Consider the following 18445-nt stretch of genomic DNA (forward strand, 5'->3'; position numbering starts at 1 on the left):
CATCCTCCGATGATCCCGCCGCCCCGCCGGCCTTTCAGGCTCACTTCACGTTGGAATCACGCACCCCCTTCAGGCTCATGTGTCATTGGAAGAGGCTTGGACTGGAAACTGCAATACGAACGCGGGACACTCGCGGCCAGGGCCGCGAAAGGAGACCATCATGCCGACCTACCAGCACCTGCTCGCCGCGATCGCGCTGGACGAGCACGGCGAAGGCGTCGCCCTGCGCGCCAAGGCCCTGGCTGCCGCGTTCGCCGCGCGCCTGTCGATCGTGCACGTCGTCGAGTACATCCCGCTCGAAACCGGCGAAGCCCTGATGGCGGCACCGCCGGACCTGGCCAGCCAGCTGCAGCGCCAGGCCGAACTGCGGCTCAAGGACCTGTGCGAGCGCCACGGCCTGGGCGACGCGCAGCTGCGCGTCGCCAGCGGCGGCGTCGCTGCCGAGATCCATCGCGCGGCGCGCGAACTCGGCGCCGACCTGATCGTCGTCGGCCATCATCCCCGCCACGGCCTGTCGGCGCTGTTCAGCCACACCGAGGAAGACGTCGTGCAGCGCGCGCGCTGCGACGTGCTGGCCGTCTGCCTCTCTACGGGCTGATCCGCGCCGGACGCGCGGTCTTCAGCCATTCGATCAGGCGCGGCCCGCTGACGTCGGCGGCGATCGCATGCCCGGAAACGCAGTCGATGCCGGCCGAACGCACCCGCGCCAGCTCCTCGGCGCTGCCGACACGGGTCGCGATCACACCGGTATCGGCCGGTATCGCGCCGAGCAAGGCACGGATCGCGCTGGCACTGCCGATGACCGGCCCCGCGGCGAGCACGTAGGAGAGCGGCAACGCGCTGCTCGCCGGCATCACGTTGAAATGGCGCAGCGCAAAGCGCACGCCGCGGCGGATCAACTCCGCGCAGTCGGCGTGCCGGCTGCCCGCCTCGATCAGTCCGTCCGGCGTCAGGGCGAACACCAGACAGGACGGCGGCACGTGGTAGCGATCGATCAGTTCGAGGACGTGCGAGATGAAATCACGGTCGCGCAGCTGCCAGCCCGAAAGCCGCAGGACGTGGGGAAGCCGCGGCAGGTTCCAGCCGCCCGCGGTCTGCAGCTGCTCGCAGGCCGCACCGATCTGCCAGAGCTCGACGTCGGCGATCAGGCCGGCGCGACCCGCCGCCTGCCAGATCTCGTCCTGCTCGATCCAGCCGTGGCGGCTGTGCTGCCAGCGCAGCCGGCTCAGCAGGACGTGGACGCGGCCGTTGGCATCGCAGGCCGGCGCCATCGACAGCTCGAACTGGTTGAGGGCGACCGCAGCATGGATGTCGCGCTCCAGCTCGTGCTGGCGGCGGCGGTCCGGATCGATCTGCGTGGTGAACAGCCGGTAGCAGCCGCGCCCGCTCTGCTTGGCCTGGTACATCGCGCTGTCGGCGTGCCGCAGCAGGCCTTCGACATCGCTGTCGTCGAGTGGATAGAGGGTGATGCCGACACTCAGCCGCGAGGTGATCGAGCGCCCCGGCAGGTCCAGCGGCTGCTCGAAGCGCTCGACCAGCTTCTGCGCAAGGAATTCCGCGTCCTGGTCGGAGCGCAGGCCCGGCGCGATGATCACGAATTCGTCGCCAGCCAGCCGCGCGACCGTATCGCTGGGACGCACGGTGGAACGCAGACGGTCGGCCACGGCGACCAGCACCTGGTCGCCGGTTTCGTGCCCGTAGCTGTCGTTGATCTGCTTGAAGCGGTCGAGGTCGAGGAAGAACACGCCGAGCAGGCGCGAACTGCGCTGCGCCGCCAGCACCGCCTGTTGCAGGCGATCGAACAGCATGATGCGGTTCGGCAGTCCGGTCAGCGAGTCGAAGTGCGCGAGCTGATTGAGTTTCTCCTCGTAGGCGATGCGTTCGGTGATATTCGTGGCGATCGCCATGAACACCGGCGGCTCCTCGTCGCGCGAGAAATTCAGGCGCACCTCGACCGGATAGCTGCTGCCGTCGGCGCGCCGGTGCCGGCAGCGGTACACGACGTGGTCGGTGTCGCCGCCGCGCAGGCTGGTCAGATAGTTTCGGAACGAGTCGGCATCGAGTTCCTCGCTCATGTCGAGCGGCGTCATCCGCGTCAGCTGTTCCGGGCGGTAGCCGAGATTGCGCCGCCCGCCGCGGTTGACTTCGAGGAACAGCAGCGACTGCGCGTCGAAGATGTAGACCTCCTCGGTGGCATTGTCGAGCAGGCGGCCCAGGCGCGAGGCCAGATTCTCGCCGCGCAGGCGTTCGCTGATGTCGCGGACGATCACGACCAGGCCATCGGCACCTTCGGCGCGCATCGTCTGCACCCACAGCTCGACCGGGAACGTCGTCGCATCCTTGCGCCAGCCGACCACCTTGGGCAGACCGCCGCCGGCGCGTCCGCTGATGTAATCGGTGATGCGCACGTTGGGCGCGTTGAGGAACGGCACCGGCATCAGCTTGGTGATCGTGAAGCCGACCAGTTCGTCGCGCGCGTAGCCGAACATGCGCTCGGCGCGCGCATTGGCGGAGCGCACGACGCCGGCCATGTCGGTGGTCAGCAGGCCCTCGTCGAGGTGATCGACGACCGCCTGTGACAGGCGCGCCTCGCGGCGCAGCACATCGAGTTCGCGCTGATGCGGCGTCGTGTCGCGGAACAGCAGCATCGCCCCGTCGAGCACGGCCGGCCGCGCACGGACCGGGTGGGCGCTCATCTCCACCGGCACGAGCGCACCCTGGCGCTGCCGCAACTGGCCGATCTCGGGCGCCTGCGCACGTCCGGTCTCCAGCACGCGCTCCGCCGGATTGTGCTGCGGCTCGCCGGCCGCATCGACGGCATGGAACACCGAATACAGCAGGCGGCCGCGCGCGTCGCCGGCACTCCAGCCGGTCAGGCGTTCGGCACCGCTGTTCAGATACAGGATGCGTGCCTCGCGGTCGGTGACGATCATGCCGTAGTCCAGCGCATCGAGCAGTGCGCCGGCACGCTCGCGGAAATCGTCCTGCGCGACCACGCCACCGTCGCCGCCCGGAAGCCGCGCCTGCGGGTCCGCGCGCCAGGACCAGGCCGGCGGCTGGCGCAGATGCCGGCGCAGCCCGACGACGAACATGCCGCCGACCGGAATCGCCAGGGCGAGTGCCAGCCAGCCGGCGAGCCGCAGCGCATTCACCGCCTCCACCTGCACGCCATCGACATCGCCGGGATCGAGGCTGTAGTCGAAACTGCCGACGAGACGACGCTCGGCGTCGAACAAGCGTTCGCTCCCCGAGCTGCCGAGCAGCGCGTACGCACGCAGCCGCAGCCGCTGCTGGACCTCCTCGGGGACCCAGGGCAGGTGCAGCGACTCGATCACGCCGGCGCGCGTCAGCAGCACGCCATCGGCGTCGCGCACCGCCAGGTACCGCAGCGCGAGATCCCGGCGCTGTATCAGGCCGTCCACTGCAGGGCGCAGGCGCCGGTCGCCGCTGGTCTGGCCGAGCAACGGCGCGAGCACGCGGGCCGCCTCCGCAGCGACGTAGGCATGGTCGAGGCGCAGCTGCAATCCACGCGCCTGCCACAGGCACCAGCCGACCAGCGCCGTGAGCAGGGCCAGACACAAGCCAGCAAACGCAGTCAGCCAGGCGTTCTTGTTCATGCGCTCCTGCGCGCGCTGGGCTCCGTCGATCGGCTAGCGCGTGAAAAGATACGGCTCCTTGGCGACCACGCCATAAACGGTGATGTCGGCTCCACCGACGGTCAGACCGGCGCGCGCCAGCGCGTCCGCAAGAGGATCGGAGGCGAGTGCCAAGGCATCGGCCACCTCGGCGCGCAACGCCTGCTGCAGGGTCTGGCGCGCACTGGCCAGAAGGGCGCCGCTGACGGCGCCGAGCCCGCCCAGCGGGGCGATGTCCACGTCCAGAGCCAGGTTCATCGGCAACTGTGCCACGGCATCGTAGAGCGCCAGGACGTTGGTCCGGCCGATCGCCTGCGACTGCGGGTACGGGCCGGCGAAGTCCAGCGAGCGCTCGTCACCCGGCAGATCGACGAACGCCGACCCGGTGACCCGGACGCGGACCGGAACCGGTATGCCGAGCAGCCCGGCGGGCAGGTTCACGTCCACCAGGGTCGCCGGCTGCGGCACCGGCGCGGGTGCACCGAGGTTGTTGAACCGCCCCACGCCGACCCGGCTGATGCTGGAGCGCGCATCGACGCGGACGATGTCCTGCGGCTGGCCGTGACGCGCGCACTCGATGTCGGTGACGCGCGCCGTGGCCTGGGCGACCTCCACCCAGACCGGCAGCTGCAGCGGCCTACCCAGTGCGGTCGACGGCGCCACCAGGTTGGCCTGCACGAGGGCCTGCGTGTTCGATGCGAACTCCGGCTCGCCCTCACCGCCGGATCCCGGCGTCAGCGGCGCGATCTGCCCGGGATCGAGGATGCGCAGCACGACGCTGCTGTCCCCCAACGGCGGCGGCAGGGTGACGATCAGGTCGATCAGCGCGCCCTGCTGCTCGGCCGCCGTCTGCGCCGCCAGCAGTGTCAGATCGCCGGCGCCGACCGGCGCGCGGCCGAGCGCGGCGGCAGCGTCGCGTTCGACGGCGACGATCTGCTCGGGCATCAGCTGGGCACTGCTGTCGGAGGCATCGGCGATGGCCTGCGCGGCCGCGGCGGCGGCGTCATTGCCTGCGGCCGCGAGCGCATCCGCCAGTCGATGCAGCAGTTCGGCGACGGAGAGCGGCCGGCGATCGACCGAATCCGGAGTCTCGTCGCCGATGCCGTCGATGATCGTGTCCACCGGCACGCTGGCCTCGAACAGGCTGCGGTAGCTGGGTCCGCTCAGGCCGGGGCTGGCACCGCCGAACGCCGCTGGCAGTATCCCGTTTAGGTCCGGATGGAGGTCGATCAGGCGGCTGCCGACGTGCACGCTGGCATAGGGCCGCGACTGCGCCGCGGCGCTGGCGACCAGCTGAGGTGCGGCCGGTGCCAGCGGCAGCAGGCGGGTCGGCGCGGGCCGGCGCAGCACCACGCGCACCGCCTGGCGGCTTCGGCCCGGCACCGCCTCGAACACGCGCTTGCCGCCGGCGCGCACCTCGCGCCCGAGTTCGACGGCGACGGGCGCGATCGAGTGACGATGCCCGTCATTGCGCTCGATGCTGCCGAGCGTCTCGTTGTACGCGGCGAGCCCGGGGTCGTCCGGCTCACCCAGGCAGCCGCCCGACACCCGCGCGGCATCGAGCGCGGCGAGATTGGCGACGCGCTGCAGATCGCGCTGCGCGCTGTACAGACGGCCGACATCGATCGCCAGGGCGAGCGCCACCAGACCGGCCGCGACCGCGAGCGCCGCGAGCACGGCGACCGCACCGCGCTGGCGGCGCGGCCCGGCGTGGCCCTGCTGACCCGCCCCTGCCGACCGACGCGGACGCCCGTCCATGGTCACGAACCACCGGACCCCGACGACACGAAGCGCTCACGCTCGTAACGCTCCGGGATCTTGTGCTCGAAGCTCTGCAGGTAGCGCTGATAGACCTTGTCGGCGACCTCGCCCGGCATTGGCCGCACGTCGGGCGGCGCGGCGCGGCCGCTCTCCTGGTATTCGAGCCAGGTGCGGGTGTCGTCGCCCACCGCCGGTTCGCGCGGCTCGGCCGCGAGCGCGGCCAGCGGCAGTCCCAGCATCATCAGCGCGGTCAACATGCCTCTACGATGGTTCATGGCGAGCCTCCTTGAACGGTTCTGGGCGCACTGAGCATGCGCGCCTGCTGACGCAGACGCGACACCGTCTCCGGCGCCACTGCGGCGTCGCGGACGACACGGCCGACCGCCGCCTCGTCACCGCGGACCAGCAACAGCAGGATGAGGTTGTTGCGCGCCTTTTCCGAGTCCGGCGCAAGCTCCACGGCCGTGGCCAGCTCGGTCATGGCTTCCGCATGACGCCCGGCGCGCAGCAGGGCATAGCCCAGATCGTTGCGCACGTCGGCGTCGGTGGGCGCGCGCTGCGCCGCTTCGCGCAGATAGAACGCGGCCGCATTCAGATCGCGCCCCGCGTGCAGCAGGCCGAGCCCGTGATAGGCGCGCGCGGCCTGCGGCGAACGCAGCAGACCCTTGTAGAGTGCGTCGGCCGCCTCGAACTGGCCCAGACCCCGGCGCGCCTCCGCTTCCAGGTAACGCAGCTCGTCGCGGTCACCGCCCTCGCGCTGCCGTTCCTGCACATGGGCCAGCGCCGCGTAGTACTGGCGCTGTTCGAGCATCGACCGGATCAAGTCGGTATAGACACGCCGCGACTCGGCCGCGCCGGCCGCCGTGGCCTGCGGCGCATCGACGCGCTGCGGCAGCGCGCAGCCGCCCAAGCCGAGCAGCAGCGCCGCGACGAGTGCACAGAGGCCGCGCTCAGCGCACATTGACCTCTCCGAGCGCCCGGATCAGGGCGAGGAATGCCGGCCCGGCGACGAACACCAGCAGCGCCGGGAAGAAGAACATGACCATGACCACGGTCATGCGCCCGGACAGCAGGTTGACCCGCTCGCGCAAATCCAGGCTGCGCCGCTCCTCGATGACGCCCAACGCCTCCAGCAGCGGCTCGCGCACCTCGCCGCCGTAGCGGTCCACCTGGCGCAGCACCGCGAGCACGGTGCTCAGGTCCTCGACGGCCACGGACTCGGACAGGTTCTTCAAGGCTTCGGCGATGTCGGCGCCGGCATCGAGCTGCCGGATCAGCAGCTCCAGTTCGAGGCCGAGTTCGGGCAGTACGCCGCGCCCCTCGCGCACGAGGCTCGCGAGCGCCTGCCGCGACGACAGCCCGGCCTCGAAGAGCAGCACGAGCAGATGCAGGAACAGCGGCACTTCGCTCTTGATCCGCCGCTGCCGGGACGCCGCGACGCCGCGCAGGATCCAGCGCGGCAGCAGGAAGGCCAGCACGATCGCGGCAAAGCTGAACAGCAGCAGCATGATGCCCTTGTTGGGCACCTGCGCGAAGGCCCAGAACACCAGCACCAGCGCCGCGAGCAATACCGGCAATGCCGCCTGGAAGGCGTACCAGAGCACGCGCTGGTCGGCGCGCCGCCAGCCGGCCTGCAACAGCAGGCGGCCGCTCTCGCCCTCGGTATCGACGATGCCCTCCATCACGCGCCCGCCGCGCGCCATCGAGGCCAGCAACGGCGTGCTCGGCGTATCCTCGAAGGCCTCCAGCCCGCCCGCCTCGGGTGCCAGGCGCTGGCGGATGTGGGACTCGGCGCGCGCACGCAGCAGCAGAATGGCGACAACCCCGACACCGAACAGCGCGATCAGGATCGCGCCGGCCACCAGACTGGCGAACAGCACCGGGGTCACGATGGCTCCTCGGTCGAACGCATCATGCGGTAGATGACGAAGATGCCGGCCAGCTGCAGGCTGACCGACAGCACCAGCAAGACGCGGCCGACCCCGTCCGCCCACATGTTGCGGTAGTAATCCGGGTTCTGCGCAAAGATGTAGAGCATCAGTCCGACCGGGATGATCGACAGCACCAGTGCGGAAAAGCGTGTCTCGGCGGTCAGCGCGCGCAGTTCGCGGGCCGCGGTGTCGCGTGCACGCACCGCCTGGATCAGGCTGCGCAGCACGTTGCGCAGGCTGCCGCCGTACTTGCGATTGATCGCCGCCGCCAGCGCCATGACCTTGAGATCGCGCAGACGGTGGATCTCCGCGGTCTCCATCAGCACGGCCTCGATCGGCGCACCCAGGCGCACCTGCCGGCCGACACTCAGGAACAGCGGACGGATCGGCTCCGGGCTTTCGCGTGCCGACGCCGAGATCGCCTCGTCGAGCGTGTTGCCGGCGGCGAGCACGCGGATCACGGCTTCGAGAAACGCCGGCAGCTGCTCGGTGATCTTCGCGCGCCGCTGCGCCGCGCGCCGGCTCAGCCACGCCCAGCCGAAGGCGATGACCACGCCGGTGGCCCACAGCCCACCGAACAGGCCCAGCACGGCGACGGCGATGACCGCCAGCAGGCCCAGCACCAGCAGGATGCGGGCCACCGTGTCGGCATTCATGTCCGAGCCGGTGCGCCAGATCAGATGACAGGCCCAGCGCAGCACCGGATTGCGGATCTGGCCGTCGCCGTGCCGGATCACGTAGGCCGCCTCGTCGCCCCCCATCGCGCGCAGCCGCAGCAGGACTTCTTCCTCGCGCTCGCGCTGGCCGGCGCTGGCGAAGAACCAGATCGCCAGGCCGGCCAGCGCGAGCGCGAACAGGAAGAACACGTACATGGCCATCAAACCGCCTCCCGGCAATCGATGTGCTCGCCGCGTTCGAGGTCATATCGGAACAGGTCGCGCATCAGCATCTCGTGGCCGCGCGTGCCGAGGATCTCGGTGATCGACATGACGCGACGCTCGCCGCCCTTGAGACGGCTGACGTGCACCATCAGCTGGATCGCGGAAGCGACCTGGCCGCGGAAGGTGATCTCGCTGCCGGTGTAACCGGCGAAGCCGGCGAGCAGTTCGAGGCGATGGATCGCGTCGCGGCAGCTGTTGGCGTGCAGCGTCGTCATCGAACCATCGTGGCCGGTGTTCATCGCCTGCAGCATGTCGAGCACTTCGTTGCCGCGCACCTCGCCGACGATGATGCGGTCCGGACGCATGCGCAGCGCGTTGCGCACCAGATCACGCGCGGTGACCGCACGCTCGCCCTCCAGATTGGGCGGGCGCGTCTCCAGGCGCACGACGTGACTGTGGTGCAGGCGCAGTTCGGCCGCGTCCTCGACCGTGATGATGCGCTCGTCGGCCGGAATCCACTGCGACAGCAGGTTCAGGAAGGTGGTCTTGCCCGAGCCGGTACCGCCGACGACCAGCAGGTTCGTACGCTTCTCCACGCGTTCGCGCAGGTATTCCAGCTCGGTCTGGCTCAGCGTGCCGTAACGCAGCAGGTCGTCGGCCAGCAGCGGCTGCTTGCGAAACTTGCGGATCGAAATGCACGGACCGTCGAGGGCGATCGGCGGAATGATGGCGTTGACGCGCGAGCCATCGGGCAGTCGCGCATCGACCATCGGCGTGGATTCATCGACGCGGCGGCCGATCGGCGCGAGGATGCGCTGGATCACGCGCACGACGTGGGCGTCATTGAAGAATCGCACCGGCGCGGTGTAGAGCCTGCCGTCGCGCTCGATGAACACGCTGTTCGGGCCGTTGACGACGATGTCGTTGACGCTGTCGTCATCGACCAGCGTCTGGATCGGGCCGAAACCCATGAGTTCATCGCGGGCATCGCGGGCCAGCGCTTCGGATTCGCGCTGGTTGACCGGCAGGCGCTGCTCGACGACATAACGCCGCATCTGCTCGGTGACGAAGCGTTCGATCTTGACTTCGTCCCAGCGGTCGATGTCGAGATTGCGTTCCTCGATCTGCTGGATCAGATGGCGGTGGAAGCTGTTCTTGAGCTGCTGGTACTGGTCCGACAGCCGGAAGCGCGTGATCTGCGGATCGGTGTGGACCGTGCTCACGTGGTGCTCCCGCCCCAGCGCATCCCTAACCGAACAGTCGGCTGAGCAGGCCGCCCGTGGCGCTCTGCGCGCGGGCCTGACCGCTGAGGACCGCCGCCGCCAGCGCACGCACGTCCGTGCAGAACGGATCCTTGGGCGCCACCGTGAACAGCGGCTCGCCGGCGTTCATCGCCTGCACGCGCGCGTGGCCATTGCCGGCCGACAGCGTTCCCAGCACCGGCAGATCGAGAATCTCGGCGAGATTCTCCGGCTCCAGGCCGATCCGGCGGCGGTAGTTGTCCACGACCAGTGCGGTGCGATCGAGCGGGCAATCCTCCAGGCGCAGCGCGCGCAGCAGGTACTTGCTGTGCCGCGACTTGATGATCGACTGGTCGGTCAGCAGCAGGGAGCGGTCGGCCTGCGTCACCAGCCCGGCGATGGTCTCCAGCGGCAGATGGCCGTCGAAGGAGACGACGACGCAGGCGAACAGCCCGCGCAGCACCTGCAGCAGCTTGATGAACTCCTCGAAGTTCGCCTGCGGACGGCCGACCAGATCCTCCGGCAGGCTGAGCAGGTACAGGCCGCTGGCGTGCTTGGCGAACGCGGTATCGACCAGCGTCTGGTCGCAGCGATACACGTCGTTGATCGCATCCAGCACGCTGTAGGACTGATTGACGTTGAGAAAGATCGCCCCGGCCCCCGCCGGCGTCGCCATATCGACCAGCAGCACCGGTTCGCTGCGCGGCAGGGATTCGACCATCGACAGCGCCAGGTGCTCGGCGACGAAGGCGATCGTCGCGCTCGGATGTGCGGCGAACACCGCGATCATCTTGCCCTGCTTCTGCGCCGACCGCGTCGCCGGCGCGGTGCGCCGCAGCAGCTTGCCGAGCAGCGCGGCGACGTCGCTCTCGTCACGGCGCAGCACGAGAAAATCGCGTGCCCCGGCGCGCATCGCCGCGAGCACGATGTCGGGATTGCTGTCGGGGCCCAGACCGGCCATCGGCAGGTCCGGCATGCGCTCCGCCAGGCGTTCCATCATGCTGATGCGCGCATCGAGATTCGCCGATTCGAACTGGAAGAACACGACATCGACGCGCCCCATCAACTGCACGCGTTCGATCAGATCCTCCGCGTCGAGCGGCCGCACCAGCGAAAACTCGGCCCCCTGCCCCGCGGCGTTTTCCAGCCAGCTCAGGTACACGGGATCGTCGGCGACGACGACAGCCTGGGTCTTCATGATGTGGGCATCCGGGGTCTCGAAACCGGGATTCTAGCGGCTGAATCCCGCAGCGAAGTCACCGTTCTCCAGGAAGATGGTGCGCGCCCAGCCAGGGTCGTAGCGGTCGTACTCGGCACCCGGCAGCTTGGGCTGCCGCGCGCCGCGCGCGATCGGCCGCACCAGATGCGGGGTCACGACCATGACCAGCTCGCGGTCCTCGCGGTCGAGCTGACTCGACTTGAACAGCGCCCCGAGGATCGGAATGTCGCCGAGCCCCGGGAACTTGTCCACGCTGTTGATCAGGTCGCTGCGCACCAGACCGGAAATCAGGAAGGTCTCGCCGTCGCCGAGTTCGATGGTCGTATCGGTGCGCCGGACCTTGAGCGCCGGGACCGCGACGCCCCCGACCTGGATGCCGGCGGAGAAGTCGAGATCGCTGACTTCCGGCGCCAGCTTGAGTGCGATGCGGTCGCGCGCGAGCACCGTCGGCGACAGCGACAGGCGCACGCCGAATTCCTTGTACTGCACCGAGATGCCGCCGCTGTTGGTGCCGCTCTGGCTGACCGGCACGGGAAACTCGCCGCCGGCCAGGAAGGTCGCGGTCTGTCCGCTCATCGCCACCAGACTCGGCTCGGCCAGCACCCGCGCCAGACCGCGGCTCTCGAGCAGATCCAGGACCGCATCGATGCGGCCGTTGTCGCCCAGATCCCGCCCGAAGACGAGGCTGAACGCGTTGTCGAGCAGCGTCGCCGAGCGCGTCGGCGCCGCCAGCGTCACCGTGCTGTTGCTGCCGGTACGCGTGTAACCCAGTCCAAGCCCATATTGCTGCGCGGTCGAACGGCTGACTTCGGCGACCTTGATCTTGGTCAGCACCTGGGTGTCGAGCGCCACCGTGCTGCTGTCGCTGATCGCGTTTTCGCGCGGCGCCTGCGCCGCCTGCGCCGCACGGCGATGGGCGATCAGATTGGGCAGCTGACCGGACAGTGCGCGTCCCTCGTCGATCGCGGCCCGCGCCAGCTCCGGATCCGCCTGCGGCGGACGCAGCGGATCGCGCACCGTGCCGACGCGGATGCGGTACTCCCTGGGCGCCGGCGCGGACTTGGTCCACACCAGCAGGCTGGTCACGCCCAGCGCCTTGCCGGTGACCAGCACCTCCCGGCGATTGATGACGTTGACGTCCGCGATCTCGGGATTGCCGACGGCGACGCGCGTCACCTCGGTGGATTCGCGGTGCAGCTTGTGGGTGCCCTTTTCGACGATCAGGACCTTGCCGGGGTCCACCGCCGCGGCGGGGCCGGCGGTCAGCGCCACGAGACAGGCCAAGCAGATGCGGATCAATGCTTGTTTCATGACGTTGCCTTTAGCGGGTGGTCACGACTTCGCGCGCGCTGCCGCGCAGGATTTCGACACTCGGCGGGGGCGGAGTCGGCTGCACCGAAGGCGGCGGCCGGATGCGCGTCAGCTCGCTCACCCCGATCGCCTTGTCCGGTGCCGCGGCCGCCGTCTCCGCTGCCACCGGTTCGCCGGGACTGTGCAAGGCCAGGCGCAGCTCGCCGAGGCTCGCGCCCAGCATGACGCGCGTGGTGTCCTTGTCCGGCACCGCGAGCACCGCCGTGCGCACGCGCGAACGCTGTTTCTCGTCCTCCTTGATGCCCTCCGGGCGGTCGATGATGCGTTCCTCGTAGGCGAGCACACGCACGTCCTTGAGCAGCACGCGCGACTGCGGTTCATCGACCCCGGCGCCGCCGCGCAGGTACAGCAGCAGATCGACGATATCCCCCGGGCGCACGAAACCGCCCACGGCGATGACGTCGTTGACCTCCACGGAAACCGCCTGATGGCCGGGCGGGATGATGCGCGCCAGCACGTTGCCTTCCTTGAAGTAGCGCCGCGTGACCGGCGCACCGGCATCGACATCGACCAGCGGCACCTTGCCGACCACATCGTCGATGCTTTCGTAGGGATTGGCCGGCACGACCGACACCGGCACGAGCGCGACCGCGTCGCGCGCGATCGGCTTGTACGCCGCCAGTGGCTTGAGCGCGACCACGGCCAGCGTCTGCTGCACTTCCTGCTGCTGCACGCGCTGCTGCGCCTTCTGCGCCTGCTCGGCGTAGTTGCGGCTCATCTGAAAACCGATGATGGCGAGCACGACCGCCAGCAGTACCGCGACCACAGCGACGATCTTCAGCGTCGTGCTGCTCATGCGAACTCTCCTGTTCCCCGACAGGCCGCGTTCAGATCCGGACGACTGCGGTCGCAGTCAAGGTTTCTGGCAGCGGCGGCACACAGCCCACGAAATACAGGTTAAGCATAGGGAAAAGTGCGTCCTTAGAACAGTTGGAGCTGTCCGGGCGCACGGTGAAACGCAGCGTCACGCGCAGGGCATCGGTATCGACGGGACATCCGGACGCGCCCTTGAGGCAGGGCTGCACGTCCACCTTCTCGCCGGCAGCGCCCAGCACGCGCTCGCGCTGCTTCGGCGGCAACCAGGACAGTGCCGACACCGCCGTCGCGCGCACCACCGTCTGCTGCTGCGTGAAATAGTCGTCCACCGCGGGCGACACCGCGACCGCCGCCTCGGCAGCCTCCTGGGCGGCGTAAGTGATCGATTGCTGGATCACGTAAACGTAGGCGTAGACGATCACGCCATAGACCAGCAGGAACAGGATCGGAAAGACGAAGGCGAACTCGACCAGCGCCGCGCCGGTCTCGCGCCGCCCCCTCGACCCCGCTGGACTCGTTGCGTTCATGCCCATCGCTGCACCCCTGCCCGTCCGCCCCCGCGTATCGGCACCCGTGCCGTCCGCACTGCGGCGCACGCCCCACCGGCTCAGGCAGACTCGAGGTCCGGAGCCGTCATAGTTATCGCGCCTTCGCTTGCCGGGGGCGCCCACCACATCCCTCCGCCTTCGAGCGGAGGTATGGATGTTAGATCTTACGGCGTCGAGGGTGTGCCGGCGCCGGTGACCTGATCGGCAACGGCCTGGAACAGGCCGTACAGACCGGAACTCTGATCGCCGGCGACCAACAGCAGGACCGCGATCAGCGCCACGGCGATCAGGCCGACGATCAGGCCGTACTCCACCGCGCTGGCGCCGCGCTCGTCCTTGATGAAGGCGCGCAACTGCTCGATAAACTCAATCAACATGGACCGCTCCTATGGACCAGGCCGGCACTCCGCCGTACGTGTGAGTACTATGGTGTTGCGGCGGTACAGCGTCAAAGCTGACGGGCAGGCGGTTTGATACCGTTCATCGGCTGCGATCCGCTCATCACTCGATTGCGATGGCCACTTACATTGTCGGCGACATCCAGGGTTGTCGCGCATCCCTCGAACGCCTGCTCGATCTGTGCCGCTTCGATCCCGGCCGCGACCGCCTGGTCTGCACCGGCGATCTGGTGGCGCGCGGGCCGGACTCGGCCGGTGTCCTGCGCCTCGTGCGCAGTCTGGGCGCGAGCGCGTCGAGCGTGCTGGGCAATCACGATCTGCACCTGCTCGGCCTCGCACAGGGCATCGGCAAGCCGGGGGATGGCCTGGCCGACGTGCTGGATGCCGCCGACGCCGGCGAGTTGCTCGCCTGGCTTGCGGAACAGCCACTGGCCTGGCGTGACCCCGACACGGCGACCCTGGTGGTGCACGCCGGTGTGCTGCCGCGATGGTCCGCGGACCAGACGCTGGCGCTGGCCGCCGAGGCGCAAGCCGTCCTGCGCGACGCCGACGCACGCCGCCGTTTCCTGCCCCGGATGTACGGCAACCATCCGGCGCACTGGGACGAGACGCTGACCGGCGCGGACCGCTGGCGCGTGGTGATCAACGCGCTGACGCGCCTGCGCTATTGCCGTGCGGACGGCAGCATGGACTTCCACCACAAGGGCGCGCCCGGAACGCAACCCGCCGGACTGCTGCCGTGGTTCGCGGTGCCCGCACGCGCCAGCCGCGATACGACCCTGGTCTTCGGCCACTGGTCCACACTCGGCCGCATCGAATGGCCGCAGTGGGGTGTCTGGGGTCTGGACACGGGCGCCGTCTGGGGCGGACCGCTGACGGCGCTGCGACTCGACGACCGGGAGCTGTTCCAGGTACCGGGACCGACGGTCCGACCCGCGCGAATCTGAAGTGCATGGGCCCCGTCCCGACGGACGGGGCCCGTACAGACCCGGCAAGCCGCCGCCGGGTCAACCGTTCGGCAACTTCATCAGGTAACGGCAGATCGCCGGACAACCGACGATCGCGCCGATCATGTTGGCGAAGAACGCGAAGGTCAGCAGCAGGCCCATGTCGGCCTGGAACTGCAGGCCGGACATCAGCCAGGTCGCCACCGAGCCCGACAGCACCAGTCCGGTGAACATCACCGGCTTGCCGGTCATGCGCAAGGTTTCGTAGTAGGCATCGGCCAGGCTCTTGCCCTTCTTCACGAACTCCTCGATCGTCGAATAGATGTAGATGCCGTAGTCGACGCCGATACCCACCGCCAGCGCCGCCACCGGCAGCGTGGCGACCTTCATGCCGATGCCGGTCATGGCCATCAGCGCAACGATCATCTCCGACACCAGGTACAGCGGCGCGAGGATCGAGAACACGCCGGCGACGTTGCGGAACGACAGCCACAGGAAGACGATGATCACCGCATAGACGTAGTACAGGATCGGCTTGTCCTTGGCCTTGACGACTTCGTTGGACGCCGCCATCACGCCGCCCTGGGCGCTGGCCAGCGCGAAGTTGACCGGGCAGGCCTTGTCGTAACCGTCGAGGGCGAGCTTGCTCTCGTCGACGCGCTTGCGCAGTTCGATCACCCGCGCATGCGCGTCCACGTCGGCGTCGCTGAAGTTCCGCGCCTTGAGCTGGGTGATCTGCTTCTTCAGCGCGACCTTGGCGTCGAGCCAGGTGCTGCGCGCGGCGTTCTTGCGATCGCAGTAAGCGGCATCGACGCCGGGATTGAGCTCGAACCACTGCTTGGCATTGGCCGCGTTGAACGCCTTCACCTCGTCGGTCAGGCGTGCCAGCGTCTCGGCCTTGTGGTCCTTGGTGAACAGGAACACCGCCATGGCCGCGCAGTTGGGATTGAGCAGGCCCGACGAAGTCGGGATCGGCGTGATCGCCTGCACCATGACGTACTGGTTGCGCGGCAGCACCTTGAACTTCGGAGCGGCCTCCGAGAACGCGGAGTTGACGGTGCGCGCGGCCCACGGCAGGGACAGGATCGAGGCCACGCCCTCGTCGTTCTCCATGTGCCAGCCGAAGCGGTCGATCTGCTCCATCACGTCGAACTTGATACAGGCCTCGGGATCGGTCTCGGCGATGACCTTGATGATGTCGGTGCCGATCGTGAAGTTGGCGGTGATCGCGTTCGAATCGTTGTTGTAGCGGGAGTCCGGACGCAGTTCCGGCACACCGGCCTGCGAGTCGCCGTAGAGCATGCCCTTCGACATCCACAGCGAGAAGCCGAACGCGACGGCGCTGACGATGATCACGATCGCCGCCGGCACCGGCCGCGTGACCACGGTCATCGCGCGGAACAGCGGCAGCAGGACCGACTCGCGGGCTTCCTGCTTCTGGACGAAGGTCTCCACGTCCTTGACGTTCATATACGTCAGCCAGATCGGCATCAGGATCTTGTTCGTCACGATGATCGCGGCCATGCCGAAGGAGGCATTGATCGCCATTTCACGGATGATGTCGATCGGGATCAGCAGGATCGTCAGGAAGCCGGCGAGGTCGGTGATCAGTGCCGTCGTGCCCGGAATCGCCAGGCGGCGGAACGTCTCCAGCGAGGCGTCATAGCCGTTCTTGCCGGTCGCCAGCTCCGACACCCAGGAACTGGTGTATTGCACGCCGTGTGACACCGATACCGCCAGGATCAGGAACGGCACCAGGATGGCAAACGGATCGAGACCGAAGCCGGACGCGGTGAGCAGTCCGAACTCCCAGATCACCGCGATGAACGAGCACACCAGCGGCAGGATCGAGAGCTTGAAGCTGCCGAGGTAGAGGATCAGCAGAATGAAGGTCATGCCCAGGGCGACGAAGAAGTACATGACCACTTCGTTCGCGGCATCGGTGACATCGCCGATGACCTTGGCGAAGCCGACGATATGGATGTCGATCTGGTCGTCCTGGTACTGGCCGCGGATCTTCTGTTCGAGCTGGCGGGCGACTTCGCGGTAGTCGAGCTTCTTGCCGGTGACCGGATCGACTTCCAGCAGCTCCGAGAACACCATCGCGCCGCGCTGGTCCTTGGACACGTAACGGCCGACGTGGCCGCCCTTGCCGACGTTGCCGCGCACCAGATTGAAGTAGTACTCGTTGGGTTGATACTCGGCCGGGATCACGTTGCCGCCGGCGAATCCACCCTCGACGACCTCGACGAAGCGCACGTCCGGCGTGAACAGCGAGGACACGCGCGAGCGGTCGATGCCGGGCAGGAAGAAGATCTCGTCCGTGACCTGCTTGAGCTTGGTCAGGAAGTGCTCGTTGTAGATGTCGTGGCTCTTGTCCTTCTGGATCAGCGCGACGAGCACGGTGTTGGCACCGCCGAAATCATCTTCGTACTGCTTGAGCACCTTCATGTACGGGTGCTCGAGCGGAATCGACTTGTCGAATCCGGCATCGACGTGCGTGCCCGCCGCGAACCAGGCAAACAGCGCCGTCAGCACGCCGAGCAGCACGAGCATCAGCACGCGCTTGCCGTAAATGATCGGCTCGACGACGGCGAGTATGGCTTCCTGGTTGAACGCTACTTTGCCAGCCATGGTTTGTCCCCTTTGGTGTTCTTGCCGGCCCGTCAGCGCAGTGCGATCGGCTGCACGCCGGATTCGCCGACCGCGAGAATCCCGCCGCCGAAGCCGATCGCCGCGGACAGCGGCGTACCGGCTTTCGACTTGAGCAGCTCGACATGATCCATGCCGTTCGCCGAAACCATGATGTTGCCGTTGAGGCCGACCATCACCAGACGCCCGTCGTCGGTCTGCGTGGCGCCGAACATTGACGCGACCGAGCCGGTGTTGACCTCGCGCCAGACGGGATTGCGCGCATCGTCGGCGACGAACACATTGCCGCGCAAACCGAAGATCACCACGCCTTTTTCGCCCCGCGGTGCAGCCCCGAACAGCGAGCTTTCATAGGGCGACTTCACCATGGTCCAGGTCCGCCCCTCATCGGCCGACATCGCCAGGGTGCCCTGCTCGCCGGCGATGAACAGCGTGCCGTCATTGAGGCGCGTGATGGCATTGAAGTGCAGCTCACCTGCGCGAATCGGCGAATCCACCTCGTTCCAGGTCTGCCCGCCATCGTCGGTCTGATACATCAGGCCGTAGGCGCCAACGGCGAAGCCGCGGCTGGCATCGAGGAACAGCACGTCGAGCAGCGGCTTCTCCAGTTCCGGCGCGAAGTGCTGCAGCGCCCACGTGCGGCCACCGTCGGCGGTATGCAGGATCACTGCATCGTGACCCACCGCCCAGCCGTGGTCGGGATCGGGAAAATCCACCGCGGTCAGCGCCGAACGCGTCGGGGTCTGCACCTGCACCCAGTCCTGGCCGTCGTTGGAGACGATCACGGCGCCGCGATCGCCGACCGCAATCAGGCGCGCGCCGGTATTGACGATGTCGAGCAGCAGGCTCTTGGGCGTTCTCGGCAGTATCTCCGACGGCAGGGACTTCACCGACGGCGCGCCGCCATCGGCGCCATCCGCACCGTCCTGGGCCCACACCGCCATGGAGCCCAGCAGCAGGCCGGCCGCGAGGCTGCCGAACCAGCGGTTCTTGCGCATGTTCATCTGTTCCCCTCTATTCTGTCCGCACGCCCCATCGCGGGTGT

The 18445-nt window shown here is 68.3% G+C and carries 16 protein-coding genes; 2 read left to right on the forward strand and 14 right to left on the reverse strand.

Annotation, left to right across the window (positions count from 1 at the left end):
* Positions 1-160: 160 nt before the first annotated feature.
* Complete coding sequence (locus tag AAG565_RS09600; protein WP_348819367.1) at positions 161-598, forward strand: universal stress protein; 438 nt, start codon at positions 161-163, stop codon at positions 596-598.
* Here AAG565_RS09600 and AAG565_RS09605 read toward each other — a convergent pair.
* The 12 genes from AAG565_RS09605 to AAG565_RS09660 all read right to left on the reverse strand — a co-directional run bounded on the left by AAG565_RS09605 (position 588) and on the right by AAG565_RS09660 (position 13780).
* Entirely contained in the window at positions 588-3617 is a 3030-nt protein-coding gene (locus AAG565_RS09605; protein ID WP_348819368.1) for a diguanylate cyclase, read from the reverse strand. The two genes, AAG565_RS09600 and AAG565_RS09605, sit on opposite strands and share 11 nt — an antisense overlap.
* A gap of 33 nt (positions 3618-3650) precedes the next feature.
* On the reverse strand, positions 3651-5393 hold the full coding sequence (locus AAG565_RS09610) for a pilus assembly protein TadG-related protein (protein ID WP_348819369.1): 1743 nt from the start codon (positions 5391-5393) through the stop codon (positions 3651-3653).
* Between the two features lie 2 nt (positions 5394-5395).
* Complete coding sequence (locus AAG565_RS09615) at positions 5396-5671, reverse strand: DUF3613 domain-containing protein (protein ID WP_348819370.1); 276 nt, start codon at positions 5669-5671, stop codon at positions 5396-5398.
* On the reverse strand, positions 5668-6357 hold the full coding sequence (locus AAG565_RS09620) for a tetratricopeptide repeat protein (RefSeq protein WP_348819371.1): 690 nt from the start codon (positions 6355-6357) through the stop codon (positions 5668-5670). Before AAG565_RS09620 ends, AAG565_RS09615 begins: the two co-directional genes overlap by 4 nt.
* Complete coding sequence (locus tag AAG565_RS09625; RefSeq protein ID WP_348819372.1) at positions 6347-7285, reverse strand: type II secretion system F family protein; 939 nt, start codon at positions 7283-7285, stop codon at positions 6347-6349. The genes AAG565_RS09620 and AAG565_RS09625 overlap by 11 nt, the downstream gene beginning before the upstream one ends.
* Entirely contained in the window at positions 7282-8205 is a 924-nt protein-coding gene (locus AAG565_RS09630; RefSeq protein WP_348819373.1) for a type II secretion system F family protein, read from the reverse strand. The genes AAG565_RS09625 and AAG565_RS09630 overlap by 4 nt, the downstream gene beginning before the upstream one ends.
* Positions 8205-9431, reverse strand: a complete 1227-nt coding sequence (locus AAG565_RS09635; protein ID WP_348819374.1) for a CpaF family protein — start codon at positions 9429-9431, stop codon at positions 8205-8207. The genes AAG565_RS09630 and AAG565_RS09635 overlap by 1 nt, the downstream gene beginning before the upstream one ends.
* A gap of 25 nt (positions 9432-9456) precedes the next feature.
* Positions 9457-10647 carry a hypothetical protein gene (locus AAG565_RS09640; RefSeq protein WP_348819375.1) on the reverse strand — a complete coding sequence of 397 codons (1191 nt, stop codon included), beginning with the start codon at positions 10645-10647 and terminating at the stop codon, positions 9457-9459.
* Positions 10648-10680: 33 nt separating this feature from the next.
* Positions 10681-11979: a type II and III secretion system protein family protein gene (locus AAG565_RS09645; RefSeq protein WP_348819376.1), complete on the reverse strand. Its 1299-nt coding sequence runs from the start codon at positions 11977-11979 to the stop codon at positions 10681-10683.
* A 10-nt stretch (positions 11980-11989) separates the two neighbouring features.
* Positions 11990-12835, reverse strand: coding sequence for a Flp pilus assembly protein CpaB (gene cpaB, locus AAG565_RS09650; protein WP_348819377.1), 846 nt, complete (start codon positions 12833-12835; stop codon positions 11990-11992).
* A gap of 31 nt (positions 12836-12866) precedes the next feature.
* Positions 12867-13388, reverse strand: coding sequence for a TadE/TadG family type IV pilus assembly protein (locus AAG565_RS09655; protein ID WP_348819378.1), 522 nt, complete (start codon positions 13386-13388; stop codon positions 12867-12869).
* A gap of 179 nt (positions 13389-13567) precedes the next feature.
* The gene (locus AAG565_RS09660; protein ID WP_348819379.1) at positions 13568-13780 is read right to left on the reverse strand and encodes a Flp family type IVb pilin; all 213 of its coding nucleotides are present in this window, start codon (positions 13778-13780) and stop codon (positions 13568-13570) included.
* Positions 13781-13917: 137 nt separating this feature from the next.
* Here AAG565_RS09660 and AAG565_RS09665 point away from each other — a divergent pair, with 137 nt between their 5' ends.
* The gene (locus AAG565_RS09665; RefSeq protein WP_348819380.1) at positions 13918-14748 is read left to right on the forward strand and encodes a symmetrical bis(5'-nucleosyl)-tetraphosphatase; all 831 of its coding nucleotides are present in this window, start codon (positions 13918-13920) and stop codon (positions 14746-14748) included.
* A 60-nt stretch (positions 14749-14808) separates the two neighbouring features.
* On the opposite strand, the gene AAG565_RS09670 is transcribed toward AAG565_RS09665, so the two are convergent.
* Both AAG565_RS09670 and AAG565_RS09675 read right to left on the reverse strand, forming a co-directional pair.
* On the reverse strand, positions 14809-17382 hold the full coding sequence (locus tag AAG565_RS09670) for an MMPL family transporter (protein WP_348819381.1): 2574 nt from the start codon (positions 17380-17382) through the stop codon (positions 14809-14811).
* Between the two features lie 32 nt (positions 17383-17414).
* Positions 17415-18404, reverse strand: coding sequence for a YCF48-related protein (locus tag AAG565_RS09675; protein ID WP_348819382.1), 990 nt, complete (start codon positions 18402-18404; stop codon positions 17415-17417).
* Between the last annotated feature and the right edge of the window lie 41 nt (positions 18405-18445).

Origin of the sequence: Fontimonas sp. SYSU GA230001 (assembly GCF_040066175.1) — a bacterium.
In the GTDB taxonomy this organism is placed as follows: Bacteria; Pseudomonadota; Gammaproteobacteria; order Nevskiales; family Nevskiaceae; genus Solimonas.

Bases quoted from the DNA above. Each gene is read 5' to 3' on its own strand.
- AAG565_RS09600 (WP_348819367.1), top strand. From the start codon at position 161: ATGCCGACCTACCAGCACCTGCTCGCCGCGATCGCGCTGGACGAGCAC.
- AAG565_RS09605 (WP_348819368.1), bottom strand. From the start codon at position 3,617: ATGAACAAGAACGCCTGGCTGACTGCGTTTGCTGGCTTGTGTCTGGCC.
- AAG565_RS09610 (WP_348819369.1), bottom strand. From the start codon at position 5,393: ATGGACGGGCGTCCGCGTCGGTCGGCAGGGGCGGGTCAGCAGGGCCAC.
- AAG565_RS09615 (WP_348819370.1), bottom strand. From the start codon at position 5,671: ATGAACCATCGTAGAGGCATGTTGACCGCGCTGATGATGCTGGGACTG.
- AAG565_RS09620 (WP_348819371.1), bottom strand. From the start codon at position 6,357: ATGTGCGCTGAGCGCGGCCTCTGTGCACTCGTCGCGGCGCTGCTGCTC.
- AAG565_RS09630 (WP_348819373.1), bottom strand. From the start codon at position 8,205: ATGGCCATGTACGTGTTCTTCCTGTTCGCGCTCGCGCTGGCCGGCCTG.
- AAG565_RS09640 (WP_348819375.1), bottom strand. From the start codon at position 10,647: ATGAAGACCCAGGCTGTCGTCGTCGCCGACGATCCCGTGTACCTGAGC.
- AAG565_RS09645 (WP_348819376.1), bottom strand. From the start codon at position 11,979: ATGAAACAAGCATTGATCCGCATCTGCTTGGCCTGTCTCGTGGCGCTG.
- cpaB (WP_348819377.1), bottom strand. From the start codon at position 12,835: ATGAGCAGCACGACGCTGAAGATCGTCGCTGTGGTCGCGGTACTGCTG.
- AAG565_RS09655 (WP_348819378.1), bottom strand. From the start codon at position 13,388: ATGGGCATGAACGCAACGAGTCCAGCGGGGTCGAGGGGGCGGCGCGAG.
- AAG565_RS09660 (WP_348819379.1), bottom strand. From the start codon at position 13,780: ATGTTGATTGAGTTTATCGAGCAGTTGCGCGCCTTCATCAAGGACGAG.
- AAG565_RS09665 (WP_348819380.1), top strand. From the start codon at position 13,918: ATGGCCACTTACATTGTCGGCGACATCCAGGGTTGTCGCGCATCCCTC.
- AAG565_RS09670 (WP_348819381.1), bottom strand. From the start codon at position 17,382: ATGGCTGGCAAAGTAGCGTTCAACCAGGAAGCCATACTCGCCGTCGTC.
- AAG565_RS09675 (WP_348819382.1), bottom strand. From the start codon at position 18,404: ATGAACATGCGCAAGAACCGCTGGTTCGGCAGCCTCGCGGCCGGCCTG.